Genomic DNA, 17,197 nt, shown 5'->3' on the forward strand with positions numbered 1-17,197 from the left:
CGGGGCGCTGGTCGTGACGGCGCGGCGGAAGCCCGAGCGCAAGGACCGGGGCGAGCAGATCCAGGCCGCCGAGCGGGAGGCCGCCCGGCAGCGGATCCTCGCCCAGGCCGAGGCGGAGCGGATCCCCGCCGAGGAGAGCACCCGGGCGAAGGCGGACCGGCGGTGGCAGCGTGAACAGCCCTGAGCTGCTGCCGGTGGGCCGGCGGGTGGCGTACTGGCGGGGGCGGCGGAGGCTGTCGCAGCAGGTGTTCGCCGATCGGCTCGGCAGGTCGAAGTCCTGGGTCGACAAGGTCGAGCGGGGTGTGCGTTCGCTGGACAAGGTGTCGACGTTGCGGGACATCGCCGCCGTGCTGCGGATCGACACCGCCGTGCTGCTCGGTCGGGACGCCCAGCCCGCCGCGATGGCCGAGCGGGTCGAGGGGGTGGAGCGGATCCGGGAGGCCCTGTCGACGTACGAGATCGCTCTGGGTCGGCCGGTGGCCCGCAACGGTGCCGTGCCGGCGGACCGGCTGGCCCGGGACGTCGAGCACGCGTGGGTGACGTTCCAGCATGCCCGGTATCCGCAGGCTGTCGCCGCCGTGCCGGGCCTGCTGGCCGGCGTGCAGCGGGCCGCCGCCGACGATCCGGGGTGGGGCCGACCGCTGCTGGTGGAGGGGTACCGGCTCACCGCGTCGGTGCTGGTGAAGCTCGGCGAGGTCGAGCTGGGCTGGCTGGCGGCGGACCGGGCGATGGCCGCCGCGACCGGCGATCCCGTGCTGGTGGCCGCCGCCGCGGTGCAGCTCGGCCAGGTGTTCCGCGCGGCGGGGCGGGCGCGGGCGGCGCAGTCGGCGGTGCTGGCTGCCGGGTACAAGATCGCGCCGGCCGATCCGGCGGAGGGTGCGCCCGGGGCGTTGTCGTTGTGCGGGACGCTGCTGGTGCAGGGGGCCCTGTCGGCGGCCCGCCGGGGCGACGACCGCGCCGCGATCGAGCTGCTCGACGAGGCCGCCGGCATGGCCGCCCGGGTGGGCGACGGCCAGGATCATCATCGGACCGCGTTCGGGCCGACGGCCGTGGACCTGGCCCGCGCCGCCGCAGCCCTCGACCTGGGCGACGCGGGCGAGGCGGTCGCCTGGCACGAGCGGACGACCCGGCGGGACGGCTGGCGGTGGCTGCCGCTGGAGCACCGGGCGGCGCACCTGGTCGACGCGGCCCGCGCCTACGCATGGGCCGACGACCCGGCCCGCGCGGGTCGGGTGCTGCTCGACGCGGACCGGCTGGCACCCGCAGAGGTACGCCACCGGCCGGCCGCCCGGGAGGTGCTCGCCCAGGTGGCCCGCGACCCGCACGCCCCGGCCGCGATCATTGAACTCGCCGTCGCCGTCGGGGTGACCTGAGGATGACCGGGCCGTTCCTGTCGCTGGCGCAGATCCGTAACCGGCTGATCCTGACCGCCAGGGCGGTGCTGCGCGATCATCGGGCCGGGCCGGACGGTCGCTGCCGGGTGTGCCGGACGCTGGGGTGTCGGGTGGCGACCGCCGCCCGCAACGTCATCGACGCCGCCACCGAGATCGAACTCAGGCCAGCGGACGACCGGTGGTAGGCACCGACACAGATCTTGGAATCAAATGGCCCCTCCAGGGGCCGACTTCTTCCAAGATCTACGCACTGATCGGCGGGTTACTGCGCCGACCAGCGGGCCATGGTTCCGGCTACGTGCGGAACACGGCCGCCCTGGGCGAACGAGGTGCCTTGGCACCAGGAGTGAAGTCGGCCCATCCCAGCTCGGGGTCGCGCCGGATCAGGAAGCAAGGTCGTGCTCGATCAGGGAAAGAGTGGTGTCGTGGCCGCTCGGAGGCCACTCTTTCCGCGATCGAGCACGACCTTGCACCTCTCGCCCTTCTCGTCCTCGCGGTCGACCAGCCGTACCCACACTGGTCAGCGGCCCTGGTCGGCTGGCGGCTTCTTGAGGAGCAGGCGGACAGCCTTATCGACCCGGATGTCGGGGTCCATGAGGGGCAGTGCGCGGACAGCCCCGACCAGGAGTTGGATGCTCGCCTCGACGAGCACCGGGACGGTGAACGGTTGTCCCGCGCGGAGCCATTCCACGGTGAGCCGGTCCACTCCGTCGCCGAAGGCCCGTAGCGCCATGGCGACGGCGGGGTTGTCGGGGTCGAGCCCGAGGATCAGGCAGAGGTCGTGGAGGCCCTCGCGGCGGGCGGCTTCGAATTCGGCGGTGCCTTCGGGGGTGCCGGAGTCGGACAGGACGAGGTTGAGCGCCAGGTCCGGATGGTCCGCCAGGTAGGTGAAGTGGCCTTCCCAGTAGAGGCGGATGCGAGCGCCGGGGGGGAGGTCCGGGCGGGTGGCCGGCAGGCTTCCGAGACCGCGGCGGGCTGTGCGTAGCGCTGCCAGGTATGCGCCGCACTTGTTGTCGAAGTGGTGGGCGAGCAGCCCCTGGGACACACCGGCGGCGCGGGCGATGTCGCCGACCGTCACCTCGCCGTAGGGCCGCCGGGAGAACTCCGCCATTGCCGCAGCCAGCAGCCGTTGGCGGGTCTGCTCGGCGGCGGCCTGGCGTTTCGTGGTCGGTCCGGTCACGTGCCTCTGCTCCTTACGCGTCGCTCCCACAGCCAGTGTTGCACGCCGTTCATTGAACGCTGTTCAGTGATATCGATCTCATTGACCGGCGTTCAACGAAATTCGTACGGTGAGCCGAGCGGAACCCAGCGCAAGGGAGGCACGGCATGTCAGGGGAGTTGGCCGGGCGAACAGCGATCGTCACCGGCGGGGCACAGGGAATCGGTGCGGGGGTGGCAAAGGCGCTGCACGCCGCAGGCGCGACAGTGGTGATCGCCGACGTTCACGTCGCCGAGGGAGGCAAGCTCGCAACGGCCCTCGGCGAGCGGGCGCGGTTCGTGGAACTGGACGTGCGGGACACCGGAGCCTGGTCGCGGGTCGTGGCCCAGGCGCAGCGCGCGTACGGGCGGGTGGACGTGCTCGTCAACAACGCGGGCGTCGCCGCCATTGCGCCGTTCGCGGAGCACAGCGAGGAGGCGTTCCGGCGGGTGCTGGACGTGAACGTGATGGGGCTGTTCCACGGCATCGCCGCCGTCGCGCCCGCGATGCGGCAGGTCGGCGGAGGTTCGATCATCAACGTCGGCTCGATCGGTGCGTTCCGCGCCTACCCGCTGATGACCGGCTACATCACGAGCAAGTGGGCGGTCCGCGGGCTCACCAGGGCCGCCGCCCTGGAGCTCGGCGCGGACGGCATCCGGGTCAACGCCGTCCACCCTGGGCAGACCGAGACGCCGTTGACCGACGGCGCTGACTTCGACACCGCCCACGTCGCCCTCAAGCGCGTCGGGCAGCCGGCCGACATCGCCGGTGCCGTGCTCTTCCTCGCCGGCGACGGTTCCCGATTCGTCACCGGGGCGGACCTGGTCGTCGACGGTGGCGACATCGCCGGTGCGGCGAACTGGGCCTCGGTGCCCGACCAGAACGGAAGGGAGGGCGATCGGCATGGATCCGCTCAACTCGCGGCCTGACCGGAGCGACCCGATCTGGACCGCCGCCAACGGCTTCGTGGTGCGCGATACCGAAGGCGCCCTCAAGCTGATCAACGGCGGGCAGGAGATCATGCGCGTCAAGGTCACGGGGAGCCAGACCGATGGCCGGTTGAGCCTGATGGAAGGCCGGATCGCACCCGGGTTCGGCAACCTTCCGCACGCTCACGGAGCCGAGGACGAGGCGTTCTACGTGGTGTCCGGCGAGTTCCGGTTCATCAACGGCGACCGCACCTTCACCGCCGGTCCGGGCGACTTCGTCTACATCCCGCGTGGCACCCGTCACGGGTTCAGGAACCTCGGCACGGAGGAGGCCAAGCTGCTGGTCTTCTACACCCCGGCGGGGGCCGAGGAGTTCTTTCTCCAGCACGGCGAGGATCCTGACCCGTCCGGCAAGCTGCCGCCCGTGTGGACGGCGGAGAAGTTCGCCGCGCTGGGAGAGTCGCTCGACGCCCACCACATGATCCTGCTGTCCGACGGCGACGACTGGGCCTGAGCCGCCGCCCGATCCGAACACGAGTCGCGCGAAGCCCGCCGAGCAGGCTGAACGGGCCGATGCCCGGACCATCCGGTCCGGGCATCGGCTGGACCGGAGCAGGGCAGGTCGACTGTTCGGGAGGGTTTGCCGGACCGGGCTCCACCTCCGAAACCCGGTAGGCGGGTCCGCTCGACTCAGCGGAGCCAGGGCTGCGGCGTCACGACTACGCCCGCCTCGGCAGGGTGAGGATCTCCGCCCCGTCCTCGGTGATGGCGATCGTGTGCTCGCTGTGTGCCGTACGGCAGCCCGTCTTGCTGCGCAGCGTCCACCCGTCTTCGTCGGTGATCAGCTCGTCGGTGTCCGCCATGATCCACGGCTCCAGGGCCAGCAGCAGCCCGGGGCGCAGCTTGTAGCCGCGACCGGGCCGCCCGGTGTTGGACACGTGCGGGTCCTGGTGCATCGTCGACCCGACGCCGTGCCCGCCGAACTGCGTGTTGACCTGGTAGCCCGCATCTTGCAAAACCGTGCCGATGGCGTGGGAGATGTCGCCGATGCGCGCGCCGGGCCCGACGGCGGCGATGCCGGCGGCGAGCGCGCGTTCGGTCGCGGCGATCAGCGCCACGCTCTCCGAGGGCTTCGAGTCGCCGACGATGAAGCTGATCGCGGAGTCGGCGACTACCCCACCCACGGAGACGGCGAGGTCGAGGGAGAGCAGGTCGCCGTCGGCGAGCGCGTAGTCGTGGGGCAGCCCGTGCAGCACGGCGTCGTTGACGGAGGTGCAGATGTAGTGGCCGAACGGCCCGCGCCCGAAGGACGGCGCGTAGTCGACGTAGCAGGACGACGCGCCGGCCTCGACGATCATGGCCTGGGCCCACCGGTCGATGTCGAGGAGGTTGGTGCCCACCTCGCAGCGGCCCTTGAGCGTCTGGAGGATGTCGGCGACCAGAGCGCCGGCCTCCCGCGCCCGGGGCAGTTGGGTGGGGCTCAGGATCTCGATCATGCGGCGCCTTCCTCGTGCCACCAATAACTATCCCGGCCATACTATCCCGGTACTAGAATCGGTCGCATGGTCAGGTTGCCGCTCACCCCCGAGGAGGTCGAGCGCGGGCAGCGCCTCGGCGCGCTGTTGCGCCACGCCCGGGGGGACCGCTCGATGCTCCACACCGCGCTCGACGCCCGCGTCTCGCCGGAGACCCTCCGCAAGATCGAGTCGGGGCGCGTGGCGACCCCGGCCTTCTCGACCATCGCGGCGATCGCCGACGTCCTCGGCCTCTCCCTCGACGCCGTGTGGGCCGAAATCAACCGAGCAGAGATCGACAAGGCCGAGGTCGACAGGCCCGTGCGCGCCATCGAGCCGACCGACCCCCGCCGCCACGCACCCGAGCGGCTCGCCTCGTAGCAGCCGAAAGGCTCGGGAGGACTCAGCGCGCCAGCGAGGCGTACACGTCGATGAGGCGCTTGGTGACCACGTCGGGGTGGAACGTGCGCTCGTAGCGCAACCGCGCCGGGGCGGCCAGCGCCGCCGCGCCCGCCCGGGCGACCGGCAGCGCGGCGGCCATCGCGGCCGGGTCCGGGGCCACCACCCAGCCCGTCTCGCCCTCCTTCACCCCGTGCGGCAGCGCGACGCGGCCCACCCCGGGGGCGGCCGTGGCGACGGCGGCCGGGCCGGTGCCGGCGGGCTCGCGGGGGGCGTCCGCGCCGACGAGGTACGGGATGCCGCCGAGGGCGGTGCCGAGCACCGGCCGCCCGCTGGCCAGCGCCTCGATGATCACCGTGGGCAGCACGTCGTGCCAGGTGGAGGCGGCGATGATCACCGCGCTGGCGTCGATGGCGGCGCGCACCCCGGCGCGGTCCAGCGGCCCCAGATAGGTGACGTCGGCGCGTTCGGCGGCGGCGGCCTCGGCCAGGTGGCGCAGCTCGCCGTCCCCGGCGATGCGCAGCGGGCCGAGGGAGCCGTCCGGGTGCCGCCGCCAGGCGTCCAGCAGCAGCCCCAGCCCCTTCTCCGGCGACAGCCGCGCCATGTAGAGGAACCCGTCGCCCAGCGGCGCGGGGGTGCCCGGGTCGGGGATGCCGTTCGGCTTCACCACGATCCGCTCCGCCGGCACCCCGTAGTCGCGCAGGTGGTCGCCGACGGCGCTGGTGAGGGCGATGAACCGGTCCACCGAGTGCCAGGTGCCCCGGTGCACGGCCAGGGTGGTGGCCATCAGGGCGCTCTGCGCCCGCGACCCCCGGTAACACCGGTGCACGATCGCCGGCACGCCGAGCGCCTTGCCCCGGCAGTCCTGGCAGATCACCCCGTCGCGGAAGTAGAGCCCGGAGGAGCAGACCTGCCGGTAGTTGTGCACCGTCTGCACCACCGGCACGTTGTGCTTGTGCGCGGTCCGCACCACCCAGGGCGAGAGCAGGGGGTACGGGTTGTGCAGGTGCAGCACGTCCGGCCGGTGCTCGGTGATCAGCCGGCTCAGCTCCTGCTGGGCGCGGGGGGCGTAGATCGGGGAGATCGGCAGCAGCGCCTTCGCCGTCTTCGGCAGGCTCGGGATCTCGTCGGAGCTGCGCAGGAACGGCAGCACCTCCACCCCTGCCGCGCGGAGCTGGGTGATCTCCGCGTCGACGATGGTGTTCTCGCCGGACGGCTGGGCTTCCCGGTACCGGTTGTGCGCCACCACGATTCTCACGGGTACGAAGGCTACCGTTGCAGCATGCCCGAACTTCCCGAGGTGGAAGCGCTCGCCGGCTACCTGCGGGAGCGCGCCGTGTCCCGGCGCGTCGACCGGGTCGAGGTCGCCGCGATCAGCGCCCTGAAGACGTACGACCCGGCGCCCGCCGCCGTGTCGGGGCGCACCGTGACCGACGCGCGGCGGCACGGCAAGTTCCTCGACGTCGTCTTCGACGGCGACCTGCACCTGGTGGTGCACCTGGCGCGGGCGGGCTGGCTGCACTACCGGGAGTCGTTCCCGTCCGGCGCGCCGCTGCGCCCCGGCAAGGGGCCGATCGCCCTGCGGGTGCGGCTCGACGACGGCTCCGGCTTCGACCTGACCGAGGCGGGCACCCAGAAGAAGCTGGCCGCCTACCTGGTCGCCGACCCGGCGACCGTGCCGGGGGTGGCGAAGCTCGGCCCGGACGCGCTCGCCGCCGACCTGCCCACGTTCGCCGCGCGCCTGCGCAGCCGGCGGGGCCAGGTCAAGGGGGTGCTGACGGACCAGTCGGTGCTGGCCGGGGTCGGCAACGCGTACTCCGACGAGATCCTGCACGCGGCGAAGTTGTCGCCGTTCGCGCTGACCGACCGGCTCACCGACGATCAGGTCGCCGCCCTGCACGAGGCGACCCGGCGGGTGCTGGGCGACGCGGTGTCCCGCTCACTGGGACACCGGGCGGCGGAGCTGAAGGGCGAGAAGCGTTCGGGGCTGGCCGTGCACGCCCGGACGGGCCTGCCGTGCCCCGTCTGCGGCGACACGGTCCGGGAGGTCAGTTTCGCCGATTCGAGCCTGCAATATTGCCCGACCTGTCAGACCGGCGGGAAGCCGTTGGCTGACCGACGGTTGTCACGAATCGTACGGTGAGTAACGACACCCGGGGGTTACGGAGGGGAATCGCCTCCGGAGCGCCGATCCTCCCGGTCCGCGCCTCTACCCGGCCCGTCATCCATCGGTATAGTGGCCCGGTCCCCGGCTTTTCGCACCTGAGGTGGAGCCGGCCGGATCCCATGCGGCGCACTGGGCGCGAAGTCCCTCGGGTCGACGTCCGGCGCGGGCCCCGCGTGGGAAACTGAACGGTGGGCGACCCGGGCCCTCACTGCGAGTGAGCGGCGCGCGTCATGCGGGAGGACATGGGTGAGGTGACGACTAGCCTCCAGCGCCCGGTAACCAACACAGGCCGGAGCCAACTCGTGCGGCACGTCGACAGCTTCGAGATCCAGCCGCCGACACCGCCGTCCCACAACGGTGTCCCCCGGTCGGCGTGGGCGCGGGCCCGCCGGCGCGTCTCCCGCTGGCACCGCCCCTACACGGCCGCCCTGCTGCTGGTCGACTTCTTCGCCGTGGTGCTGGCCGACTGGGCCGCGCAGGAGGCGTTCGGGCAGGCCCGGGCCGGCTTCTACAACGCCCAGGAGGACCCGACCTGGTTCTACACGGTCGCGTTCCTGCTGCTGCCGCTCGGCTGGCTGGTCATCCTCTGGGGCAACCGGGCCTACGACCGGCGTTACATGGGGCTCGGGCCGGACGAGTTCAAGCGGGTGATCCGCGCCGGGGTGGCGGTGGCCGCCACCGTCTCGTTCATCGCGTTCGCCACCAAGACCGACCTGTCCCGTTACACGGTCGGTTTCGCGCTGCTCGGGGCGTTGGTGCTGATCCTGCTGGGCCGCATCCTGGCCCGGTTCACCCTGCACGCGGTGCGCCGCCGGGTCGGCCAGGCCGGGCACCGAATGGTGCTGGTCGGCACCCTTCCCGAGTGCCTGGAGGTCTACACCGCGGTCACCCGCAACCCGAGCGCCGGGCTGGTCCCCGTGGCCATCCACATCACCGACGGCTACGCGGCGGCCCGGGGCATCCAGACCCCCGTCCCGGTGTACGCGGGCCGCGACGTCCTCGCCCTGGTGCGGGAGGTCGGCGGCGACACGATCGCGGTCTGCGGCTCCGCCAGCGCCGAGCCGGGCGAGCTGCGCCGGCTGGCCTGGCAGCTGGAGGGCTCCGGCGTCGACCTGGTGGTGGCCCCGCAGCTCACCGACATCGCCGGCCCCCGGGTGCACATCCGCCCCATCGAAGGGCTGCCGCTGCTGCACGTCGAGGAGCCGACCCTGTCGGGCCCGGCGCTGCTGGCCAAGAACCTGATGGACCGGGTCGCCGCCGGCCTCGGCCTGCTCCTGCTCGTGCCGGTGTTCCTGGCGATCGGGGTGGCGATCCGGCTCTCCGACCCCGGCCCGGTCTTCTTCCGCCAGCCCCGCGTCGGCCACGAGGGCCGCACGTTCCGGGTGTGGAAGTTCCGCACCATGTACGTCGACGCCGAGGACCGCCTCGCCGGCCTGGTCGACCAGAACGAGACCGACGGCATGCTGTTCAAGATGAAGCACGACCCTCGGGTCTTCCCGGTGGGCCGCTTCCTGCGGGCCTCCTCGCTCGACGAGCTGCCCCAGTTGATCAACGTGCTGTGGGGCGAGATGTCGCTGGTGGGGCCGCGTCCGCTGCCCGCCGACGACGGTGACTTCCTCGGCGACGTGCGCCGCCGGCTGCTGGTGCGGCCCGGCATGACGGGGCTGTGGCAGGTCTCCGGCCGCTCCGACCTGTCCTGGGACGAGGCCGTCCGGCTCGACCTCTACTACGTCGACAACTGGTCGCTGGCGTACGACCTGAGCATCCTGTGGCGCACGGTGGGCGTGGTGCTGGCCCGCAAGGGCGCGTACTAGCGCGCGGCGACGGCAGCCGTCAGGATCGCGGGGTGGCTGGCAACCTCTCCGCCGTGCTCGGCGTCGTCTCCCTGGTCACCGCGCTGGGCGCCGCCCTGTACGCGGTGGTCCGGCTGCGCGCCCGCCGGGGCATCGCCACCGCCACCCAGCGGGCCACGTACGAGGTGCTGCACACCGCCGGGCTGGCCGCCGAGCCGCTGCGTACGGGCCTGAGCGCGGCGGGCGCGGCGAAGGCCGTACGCCATCTGCGGGCCCTCGTAGGCGCGGCCGGGCTGGCCCTGACGGACCGGGACGCGCTGCTCGCCCTCGACGGGCGCGGCACGCACCACGCCGACCAGCTGGTCGCGGCGGCCCGGCGGGCGGCCTCCGGCGGGCGGTCGACGGTGCTGGGGGAGGCGGAGCTGCACTGCGACCGGGTCGACTGCCCGGTGCGGGGCGCGGTGGTCGCGCCGCTGCGCGCCGACGGCCGGGTGGTCGGCGCGCTGATCGCCGTCGCCGACGGCCCACCCGCACCGGGGCTGGTGCAGGCCACCCTGGAGACGGCGCACTGGGCCGGCAACCAGCTCGCCCTGGCCGAGCTGGACGCCTCCCGGGAGCGGCTGGCCCGCGCCGAGGTACGCGCGCTGCGCGCCCAGATCAGCCCGCACTTCATCTACAACGCGCTGACCGCCATCGGCTCCTTCGTGCGCACCGACCCGGAACGGGCCCGGGAGCTGATCCTGGAGTTCGCCGAGTTCACCCGCTACTCCTTCCGGGCGCACGGCGAGTTCACCACCCTCGCGGAGGAGCTGCGCTCGATCGACCGCTATCTGACCATCGAGCGGGCCCGGTTCGGCGACCGGCTGCAGGTGCGGCTGCAGATCGCCCCGGAGGTGCTGCCGGTGACCCTGCCGTTCCTCTGCCTCCAGCCGTTGGTGGAGAACGCCGTCCGGCACGGGTTGTCCCGCAAGCCCGGCCCCGGCATGGTGAGCATCGAGGCCCGCGACGCGGGTGCCGAGTGCCACATCACGGTGGAGGACGACGGAGTGGGCATGGACCCGACGACACTGACCGCCGGCATCGCCGAGCTGGCCGGGGCCGGCAGCGACCCCACCGACGACCCGGGCCAGCACGTCGGCCTGTCGAACGTCGACGAGCGGCTCCGCTCGGCCTTCGGGGACCGGTTCGGCCTGGTCGTCGAGACGGGCCTCGGTTCGGGCACGAAGGTGAGCATGCGGGTGCCGAAGTTCCACCCCGGTGTGCGGGTCGCCTCGTGACCTCCCCCGGCTTCCTGCGGGTGCTCGCCGTCGACGACGAGCCGCCGGCGCTGGACGAGCTGGCGTACCACCTGCGGGCCGACCCCCGGGTGGCCCGGCTGCACACGGCGGGCGACGCCACCGAAGCGCTGCGGGTGCTCCGCGACGCCGACGTGGACGTGGTGTTCCTCGACATCCGGATGCCCGGCCTCGACGGGATGGAGCTGGCCCGGGTGCTGCGCCGGTTCGCCCGGCCCCCGGCGATCGTCTTCGTCACCGCGTACGACGACGGGGCGGTGGACGCCTTCGACCTGGGCGCGACGGACTACGTGCGCAAGCCGGTGCGGGCGGAACGGCTGGCCGAGTCGCTGCGTCGGGTCATCGGCTCCCGGGTGGTCGCCACGCACCCGGCGGCGCTGGCCCGCGCCGAGGAGGACCCGACGATCCCGATCGAGCTGGCCGGGACGACGCGGATGCTGCCCCGTTCGGCGGTGCGCTGGGTGGAGGCGCAGGGCGACTACGCCCGGCTGCACACCGCCGACGGCTCGCACCTGGTGCGGGTGTCGCTGGCCACCCTCGCCGAGCGCTGGGCCGACGCCGGGTTCGTCCGCATCCACCGGTCGTACCTGGTGCAGCTCAAGCTCATCGCCGAGCTGCGGCTGGTCAACTCCGGGTACGTCGTGGTGATCGACTCGACGGAGCTGCCGGTGAGCCGCCGGCACACCCGGGAGCTGAAGGACAAGCTGGTGCGCGCCGCCAAGCAGGACTGGAACCGCTGACGCAGTCTGGTCGGCCAGGTTGTCCACAGCGCTCGTCCACGGGTTATCCACCGGGTTATCCACAGGTGTGGAGAGTTCTCCACAGGTTGTTCACAAGGCTCCCCACCGATCTCCACAGCCGCTGCCTACAGTCAGCTGCCATGAGGGAACGCAGGATCCTGGTGGTCGAGGACGAGCGGACGATCGCCGAGTCGGTCGCCGCCCGGCTGCGGGCCGAGGGATTCACGGTGGAGACCGCCGGGGACGGCCCCACGGCGGTCGCCCGGTTCCGGGCGTGGCAGCCCGACCTCGTCGTACTCGACGTGATGCTGCCCGGCTTCGACGGCCTGGAGGTGTGCCGGCGGATCCAGGCCGGGCCGCCCGACGCCACGGCGGCGGTCCGCGCCCACCGGCCGGTTCCGGTCCTCATGCTCACCGCCCGCGACGACGAGACCGACCTGCTGGTCGGGTTGGCCGTCGGCGCGGACGACTACCTCACCAAGCCGTTCTCGCTGCGCGAGCTGGCCGCCCGGGTGCACGTGCTGCTGCGCCGGGTCGAGCGGGCGGCGGCTGTTGCGCCCGCCGCGCTCACGGTCGGCGACGTGGAGATCAACCAGGCTGAGCGTCGGGTGTCGCGGGCCGGCGTCGAGGTGCACCTGACGCCCACCGAGTTCGACCTGCTGGTGCACCTGGCCGGCCGACCGCGCACGGTGCTGCCCCGGGAGCGGCTGCTCGCCGACGTCTGGGGCTGGGCCGAGGGCTCCGGCACCCGCACCGTGGACAGCCACGTCAAGGCCCTGCGGCGCAAGCTCGGCGCGGACCTGATCCGCACCGTGCACGGCGTCGGGTACGCGCTGGAGGTCCAGCCGTGACCGACCGCCTGGTGACCTGGCTCAACAAGGTGCTGCCCCGCCCGCTCGACCCGGTCCGCTCGATCAAGGTGAAGCTCGGCCTGCTGCTGGTCGCGTCGGGTGCCGCCGGAATGGGCTACTTCTGGTGGGCCATCGGCTGGCTGCCGCCGATGACCTCGCTGACCGCGATCGGCCTGGCCCTGCTCACGTCGCAGGTGCTGGCGCACGGGATGACCTCCCCGCTGCGCGAGATGACCGCGGCGGCGGGGGCGATGGCCCGGGGCGACTACTCCCGGCGGGTGCGCGCCACCTCGCGCGACGAGGTGGGCGAGCTGGCCCACGCGTTCAACAAGATGGCCGCCGACCTCGCCGCCGCCGATCAGCGTCGGCGGGAGCTGATCGCGAACGTCTCGCACGAGCTGCGTACCCCGATCACCGCGCTGCGCGCGGTGCTGGAGAACCTGGTCGACGGGGTCGCGCCCACCGAGCCGGCCGCGCTGCGGACCGCGCTGGCCCAGACGGAGCGGCTCGGCCACCTCGTCGCGGACCTGCTGGACCTGTCCCGGTTGGACGCCGGGGTGGTGCCGCTGCGCCGGGTGCGGATCGACCTGGTCGACTTCCTCGGCGAGGCGGTGGAGCACGCGGCGGCGACGTCCGCCGGGGTCGGGCGCGACGTCCGGTTCCGGCTCCACCCGCCGACGGCCCCGCTGACCGGGTACGCCGACCCGGGGCGGCTCCACCAGGTCTTCGCAAACCTCCTGGACAACGCCGCCCGGCACAGCCCGCCCGGCGGGACGGTGCTGGTCAGCGCGGCGGAACGCGACGGCCGGCTGCACTTCGAGGTGGCCGACGAGGGCGACGGCATCCCGGTCGAGGAGCGGTCCCGGGTGTTCGAGCGGTTCACCCGGGGCGACCGGTCACCCGGCGGCGGCACCGGCCTGGGGCTGGCCATCGCGCGCTGGGTGGTGGAGCTGCACGGCGGCACGATCGCCGTCCTCGATCCGCACCCGGAGTCGCCCGGCGCACCCCCGGGCTGCCGCATCCGGGTCACCCTCCCGGCCACCGCCCCGCTCTGACCCGGTCGCTTCCTCTCTTCTCCCTTCCCGGCCCGACTTGTCCCTTCCCGGCCCGACCGAGGAGTCACCATGCCTGTTGCACCCCAACCCGCCGGGAGATCTTGGTACGAAACGGCCCCCATGAGGGCGCATTCGTACCAAGATCTGAAGGCGTCGCGGGCGACAGACGGTGCTCGGCCCGTCGTACTCGGCGCGGTGGCCGGTGCCGCCGTCGTCGCGGCGACGGTCGTCCCGCTCGACCGCCCCGGCCTCGGTTGGCCGCTCGCCACGCTCGTCGCCACGGCCGCCCTGGTAACGGCGGCCCGCACCACGCCCGCCCCGGCCGGCGGGGTCGCAGCGGGGGTGGCCCGTCCCGACGCCACGGGGGCGCCGGGGCGGGCCGCCCGGCTGGTCTGGGCCGCCGCGACGATCGCCCTCGTCTCGGTCGGGTACGTCCGGGCCGCCGGCTGGCTCTTCGCGCTCTGCCTGCTCGCCGCCGTGGTCACCGGAGCGCTCGCCGTGGTGGGCGCCCGGACGCCGCTCGGCATGCTGGCCGCCGTCGCGCTGACCCCGGCCGCCCCGTTCCGGGCGTTGCCCTGGGCGGTACGGGGTGCACGCCGCGTCGGCCCGGCCGCCTCGACGCTGCGGCGCGCGCTCGCCACCGGCGCCGCCACGGTGGGACTGCTCCTCGTCTTCGGCCTGCTGCTCGCCTCCGCCGACGCGGTCTTCGCGGACCTGCTCACCGGCGCGCTGCCCGAGGTCGGCGTCGGCGGGGCGGTCGGTTGGCTGTTCCGCGTCGCCCTGGTCGGTGGCGGGCTGCTCGGCGCGGCGTACCTGGTGATCGCGCCGGCCGACCTGGACAGGCTGCGGGTCGCCCCGGCCCGGTCCGTGCGCCGGCTGGAGTGGGCCGTGCCGCTGGCCCTGCTCGACGCGCTGTTCGCCGCGTTCGTGCTGGTGCAGCTCGCCGTGCTGTTCGGCGGCTCCGCGCACGTGCTGCGCACCGCCGGCCTCAGCTACGCCCAGTACGCCCGCGGCGGGTTCTGGCAGCTGCTCGCGGTCTCCGCGCTGACCCTGCTGGTGATCGCCGGAGCGGCCCGCTGGGCGCCCCGCGCCACCCGCGCCGACCGGGTCCTCGTCCGGGTCCTGCTCGGCACGCTCACCGCGCTCAGCCTGGTCGTCGTCGCCTCGGCGCTGTATCGGATGCAGGTCTACGCCGACGCGTACGGGGCGACCCGGCTGCGCCTGGTGGTGGCCGCCGTCGAGCTGTGGCTCGGGGCCCTGTTCGTGCTGGTCGGGGTGGCCGTGCTGCTGCTGCGGGCGGGCCGGCTGCCCGTGCTGGTGGTGGGCACGGCGGTGCTCGCCCTGCTCGGGCTGGCCGCGGTGAACCCAGACCGGCTGATCGCCGAACGCAACGTCGACCGGCACCGGCAGACCGGCCGGATCGACGTGTCGTACCTGTCGGGGCTGTCGGCCGACGCGGTGCCGGCGCTGGCCCGGCTGCCCGAGCCGCTGCGCTCCTGCGCGCTGCGGGACCTCGCCGGCACGTTGCCGGCCGACGGTGCCTGGACGGCCAACCTGGGTCGGGCGACCGCCCGCGACCTGCTCGCGGCGGGACCGATCGGCGCGCCGGCCGTCGACTGCGGAACCCGGTGAGCCGGGGCGATACGCCCAGCGGCCACACCGGTCTTGACATTCCCACCGATCGGGCCAGACTGCCGGGGTGGCCGCACCCGACGACCCCGCACCGGCACCCCGGGCACCGGCCCGGGACGAGACGCCGGGCGGCACCCCGGGCCAGGCGACAGGCGCAGCGCCGACCGCGCCCGGCCGGACCCGGATCGTGCTGGCCGAGGTGTCCCGCCGCGAACCCGACGCCGACCGGGCCCGCGCCGAGCTGGCCCAGCAGACCCGGGTCGGCGAGGCGCTGGTCCGGGGCCTGGTGCGGGCCCAGCTCGCCCTGGCGCTGCGGCTGAGCCTGGTGGTGCTGATCGGCCTGGGCGGCCTGCCCTGGCTGTTCGCCATCGCGCCCTCCGTGGGGCGGGTCACCGTGTTCGGGATCAACCTGCCCTGGCTGCTGCTGGGGCTGGTCTCCTTCCCGTTCCTCATCGCCGTCGGCTGGGCGTACGTGTGGCTCGCCGAGCGCAACGAGCAGGACTTCACCGACCTGGTCCAGCGGCCGGAGCGCTGAGATGGGCAACGGGTACGTCGTCCCCGCGATCGTCGCGGTCACCCTGGTCACGGTCGGGATCGGCTTCTACGGGCTGCGGCTGGCCCGGACCACCTCCGACTTCCTGGTCGCCTCCCGCTCGGTCAGCCCGACCTGGAACGCCGCCGCGATCGGCGGGGAGTACCTGTCGGCGGCGAGCTTCCTGGGCGTGGCTGGGCTGATCCTCAAGTACGGCGTGGACGTGCTCTGGTACCCCGTCGGCTTCGCCGCCGGCTACCTGGCCCTGCTGCTGTTCGTGGCCGCGCCGTTGCGCCGCTCCGGGGCGTTCACCCTGCCGGACTTCTGCGAGGTGCGGCTCGGGTCGCGGCGGCTGCGTACGCTCGCCACCGCGTTCGTGATCTTCATCGGCTGGCTGTACCTCGTGCCGCAGCTCCAGGGGGCCGGGCTGACCCTCGCCACGCTGACCGGGGCGGCGTACCCGGTCGGTGCGCTCGTGGTGGCGGTGGTGGTCACCGCGAACGTGGCGCTGGGCGGGATGCGGGCCATCACCTTCGTCCAGGCGTTCCAGTACTGGCTGAAGCTGACCGCGCTCGCCGTACCCGCGATCTTCCTGGTGTTGCAGTGGCAGGCCGACGCCCGCCCGGCGGTGACCCCGCCCGACGGGCCGACGTTCCGGACCGCGACCACCGTCGTGGTCGAGCACCGCGCGACCCTCACCCTCCCCGACGGCGACATCCGCGAGGTACGCCCCGGCGACCGGCTCGACTTCGCCGCCGGCGACCCGGTGCCGCAGGTCTCCGGCACGGCCACCGACGCCGCGGACTGGCTGCTGCCCAGCGCCGCCGGGGACGACGACCGGGGGCTGTTCGCCACGTACTCGCTGATCCTGGCCACGTTCCTGGGCACCATGGGGCTGCCGCACGTGCTGGTGCGGTTCTACACCAACCCCGACGGGGCGGCGGCCCGGCGCACCACGCTGGTGGTGCTGGCCCTGGTCGGCGTGTTCTACCTGCTGCCCACCCTCTACGGGGTGCTCGGCCGCATCTACACCCCGCAGTTGCTGGTGACCGGGCAGACCGACGCGGTGGTGGTGCTGCTGCCCGGCGCGGCGCTCGGCGACGGCCTGACCGGCCGGCTGCTCGCCGCGCTCGTCGCCGCCGGGGCGTTCGCCGCGTTCCTGTCGACGTCGTCCGGGCTGCTCACCAGCGTCGCCGGGGTGATCTCCACGGACGTGCTGGGGCGCGGCTCGGTGCGCGGCTTCCGGCTGGCCACGGTCATCGCCGGCGGGGTGCCGGCGGCACTCGCGCTGAACGTGTCGGGGCTGGACGTCTCCCAGGTGGTCGGGCTGGCCTTCGCCGTCGCCGCGTCGAGCTTCTGCCCGCTGCTGGTGCTCGGCATCTGGTGGCGAGGGCTGACCGACGTGGGGGCCGCCGCCGGGGTGCTGGCCGGCGGCGGGGCGGCGATCGGGGCGGTGCTGGTCACGGTGCTCGGCCCGCCGCTGTCCGGCTGGCCGGCCACGCTCACCGCGCAGCCGGCGGCGTGGACGGTGCCGCTCGCGTTCACGGTGATGATCGCGGTGTCGGTGGCGTCCCGGCGGCGGCTGCCGGCCGACGTGGCCGGCACCATGCTGCGCCTGCACTCCCCCGAGGCGCTCCGCGCCGAAGGAAGGGCCCCTTCTTGACGCATCCGGTAGGGAGGGGTTCCCTTCTCACCCTC

General features: G+C 73.8%; 18 protein-coding genes. 15 read left to right on the top strand and 3 right to left on the bottom strand.

Going from position 1 to position 17,197, the window contains the following annotated elements; all coding sequences use genetic code 11:
- The first annotated feature begins 13 nt into the window (after positions 1–13).
- Genes TK50_RS34300 through TK50_RS00930 form a run of 3 tightly spaced genes read left to right on the top strand, consistent with a single transcriptional unit; the run spans position 14 to position 1,579 of the window.
- A complete protein-coding gene (locus TK50_RS34300; RefSeq protein ID WP_199485952.1) occupies positions 14–184 on the top strand; it encodes a hypothetical protein in 171 nt (56 codons plus the stop codon).
- Entirely contained in the window at positions 171–1,373 is a 1,203-nt protein-coding gene (locus TK50_RS00925; protein WP_043960879.1) for a helix-turn-helix domain-containing protein, read from the top strand. Before TK50_RS34300 ends, TK50_RS00925 begins: the two co-directional genes overlap by 14 nt.
- Positions 1,374–1,375: 2 nt before the next feature.
- Positions 1,376–1,579: a hypothetical protein gene (locus tag TK50_RS00930; protein WP_043960881.1), complete on the top strand. Its 204-nt coding sequence runs from the start codon at positions 1,376–1,378 to the stop codon at positions 1,577–1,579.
- A gap of 335 nt (positions 1,580–1,914) precedes the next feature.
- Here the strand turns inward: TK50_RS00930 and TK50_RS31915 are convergent, their stop codons facing one another.
- On the bottom strand, positions 1,915–2,574 hold the full coding sequence (locus tag TK50_RS31915; protein WP_052503561.1) for a TetR/AcrR family transcriptional regulator: 660 nt from the start codon (positions 2,572–2,574) through the stop codon (positions 1,915–1,917).
- 146 nt (positions 2,575–2,720) lie between these two features.
- On the opposite strand from TK50_RS31915, the gene TK50_RS00940 reads away from it, so the two are divergent.
- Together TK50_RS00940 and TK50_RS00945 are read left to right on the top strand one after the other, a co-directional pair.
- Positions 2,721–3,521: an SDR family NAD(P)-dependent oxidoreductase gene (locus TK50_RS00940; protein WP_043960882.1), complete on the top strand. Its 801-nt coding sequence runs from the start codon at positions 2,721–2,723 to the stop codon at positions 3,519–3,521.
- On the top strand, positions 3,496–4,035 hold the full coding sequence (locus TK50_RS00945) for a cupin domain-containing protein (RefSeq protein WP_043960883.1): 540 nt from the start codon (positions 3,496–3,498) through the stop codon (positions 4,033–4,035). Before TK50_RS00940 ends, TK50_RS00945 begins: the two co-directional genes overlap by 26 nt.
- 205 nt (positions 4,036–4,240) lie before the next feature.
- Here the strand turns inward: TK50_RS00945 and map are convergent, their stop codons facing one another.
- Positions 4,241–5,017, bottom strand: a complete 777-nt coding sequence (map, locus tag TK50_RS00950; protein WP_043960884.1) for a type I methionyl aminopeptidase — start codon at positions 5,015–5,017, stop codon at positions 4,241–4,243.
- Positions 5,018–5,083: 66 nt separating this feature from the next.
- Between map and TK50_RS00955 the strand changes: the two genes are divergently transcribed.
- On the top strand, positions 5,084–5,416 hold the full coding sequence (locus TK50_RS00955; RefSeq protein ID WP_043960885.1) for a helix-turn-helix domain-containing protein: 333 nt from the start codon (positions 5,084–5,086) through the stop codon (positions 5,414–5,416).
- A 22-nt stretch (positions 5,417–5,438) separates the two neighbouring features.
- Here the strand turns inward: TK50_RS00955 and TK50_RS00960 are convergent, their stop codons facing one another.
- A complete protein-coding gene (locus TK50_RS00960) occupies positions 5,439–6,692 on the bottom strand; it encodes a glycosyltransferase family 4 protein (protein WP_043960886.1) in 1,254 nt (417 codons plus the stop codon).
- Positions 6,693–6,716: 24 nt separating this feature from the next.
- On the opposite strand from TK50_RS00960, the gene TK50_RS00965 reads away from it, so the two are divergent.
- From TK50_RS00965 to TK50_RS01005, 9 genes are all read left to right on the top strand, one after another.
- Positions 6,717–7,577: an Fpg/Nei family DNA glycosylase gene (locus TK50_RS00965; protein WP_043960887.1), complete on the top strand. Its 861-nt coding sequence runs from the start codon at positions 6,717–6,719 to the stop codon at positions 7,575–7,577.
- A 266-nt stretch (positions 7,578–7,843) separates the two neighbouring features.
- Positions 7,844–9,415, top strand: a complete 1,572-nt coding sequence (locus tag TK50_RS00970; protein WP_043960888.1) for a sugar transferase — start codon at positions 7,844–7,846, stop codon at positions 9,413–9,415.
- A 32-nt stretch (positions 9,416–9,447) separates the two neighbouring features.
- Positions 9,448–10,671 carry a sensor histidine kinase gene (locus TK50_RS00975; protein WP_043960889.1) on the top strand — a complete coding sequence of 408 codons (1,224 nt, stop codon included), beginning with the start codon at positions 9,448–9,450 and terminating at the stop codon, positions 10,669–10,671.
- Positions 10,668–11,429, top strand: coding sequence for a LytR/AlgR family response regulator transcription factor (locus TK50_RS00980; RefSeq protein WP_043960890.1), 762 nt, complete (start codon positions 10,668–10,670; stop codon positions 11,427–11,429). The genes TK50_RS00975 and TK50_RS00980 overlap by 4 nt, the downstream gene beginning before the upstream one ends.
- Positions 11,430–11,569: 140 nt before the next feature.
- Positions 11,570–12,280 carry a response regulator transcription factor gene (locus TK50_RS00985; RefSeq protein ID WP_043960891.1) on the top strand — a complete coding sequence of 237 codons (711 nt, stop codon included), beginning with the start codon at positions 11,570–11,572 and terminating at the stop codon, positions 12,278–12,280.
- A complete protein-coding gene (locus TK50_RS00990; protein ID WP_082106111.1) occupies positions 12,277–13,335 on the top strand; it encodes a HAMP domain-containing sensor histidine kinase in 1,059 nt (352 codons plus the stop codon). The genes TK50_RS00985 and TK50_RS00990 overlap by 4 nt, the downstream gene beginning before the upstream one ends.
- Positions 13,336–13,530: 195 nt before the next feature.
- Complete coding sequence (locus TK50_RS00995) at positions 13,531–14,967, top strand: DUF4153 domain-containing protein (protein WP_241773892.1); 1,437 nt, start codon at positions 13,531–13,533, stop codon at positions 14,965–14,967.
- A 184-nt stretch (positions 14,968–15,151) separates the two neighbouring features.
- Positions 15,152–15,502 (top strand): DUF485 domain-containing protein, encoded by a 351-nt coding sequence (locus tag TK50_RS01000; RefSeq protein ID WP_043963597.1) that lies wholly within the window; start codon positions 15,152–15,154, stop codon positions 15,500–15,502.
- Between the two features lies 1 nt (position 15,503).
- Positions 15,504–17,162, top strand: coding sequence for a sodium/solute symporter (locus TK50_RS01005; protein ID WP_043960893.1), 1,659 nt, complete (start codon positions 15,504–15,506; stop codon positions 17,160–17,162).
- Positions 17,163–17,197 lie beyond the last annotated feature (35 nt).

Source organism: Micromonospora haikouensis, from assembly GCF_000876225.1.
Classification (GTDB): domain Bacteria; phylum Actinomycetota; class Actinomycetes; order Mycobacteriales; family Micromonosporaceae; genus Micromonospora; species Micromonospora haikouensis.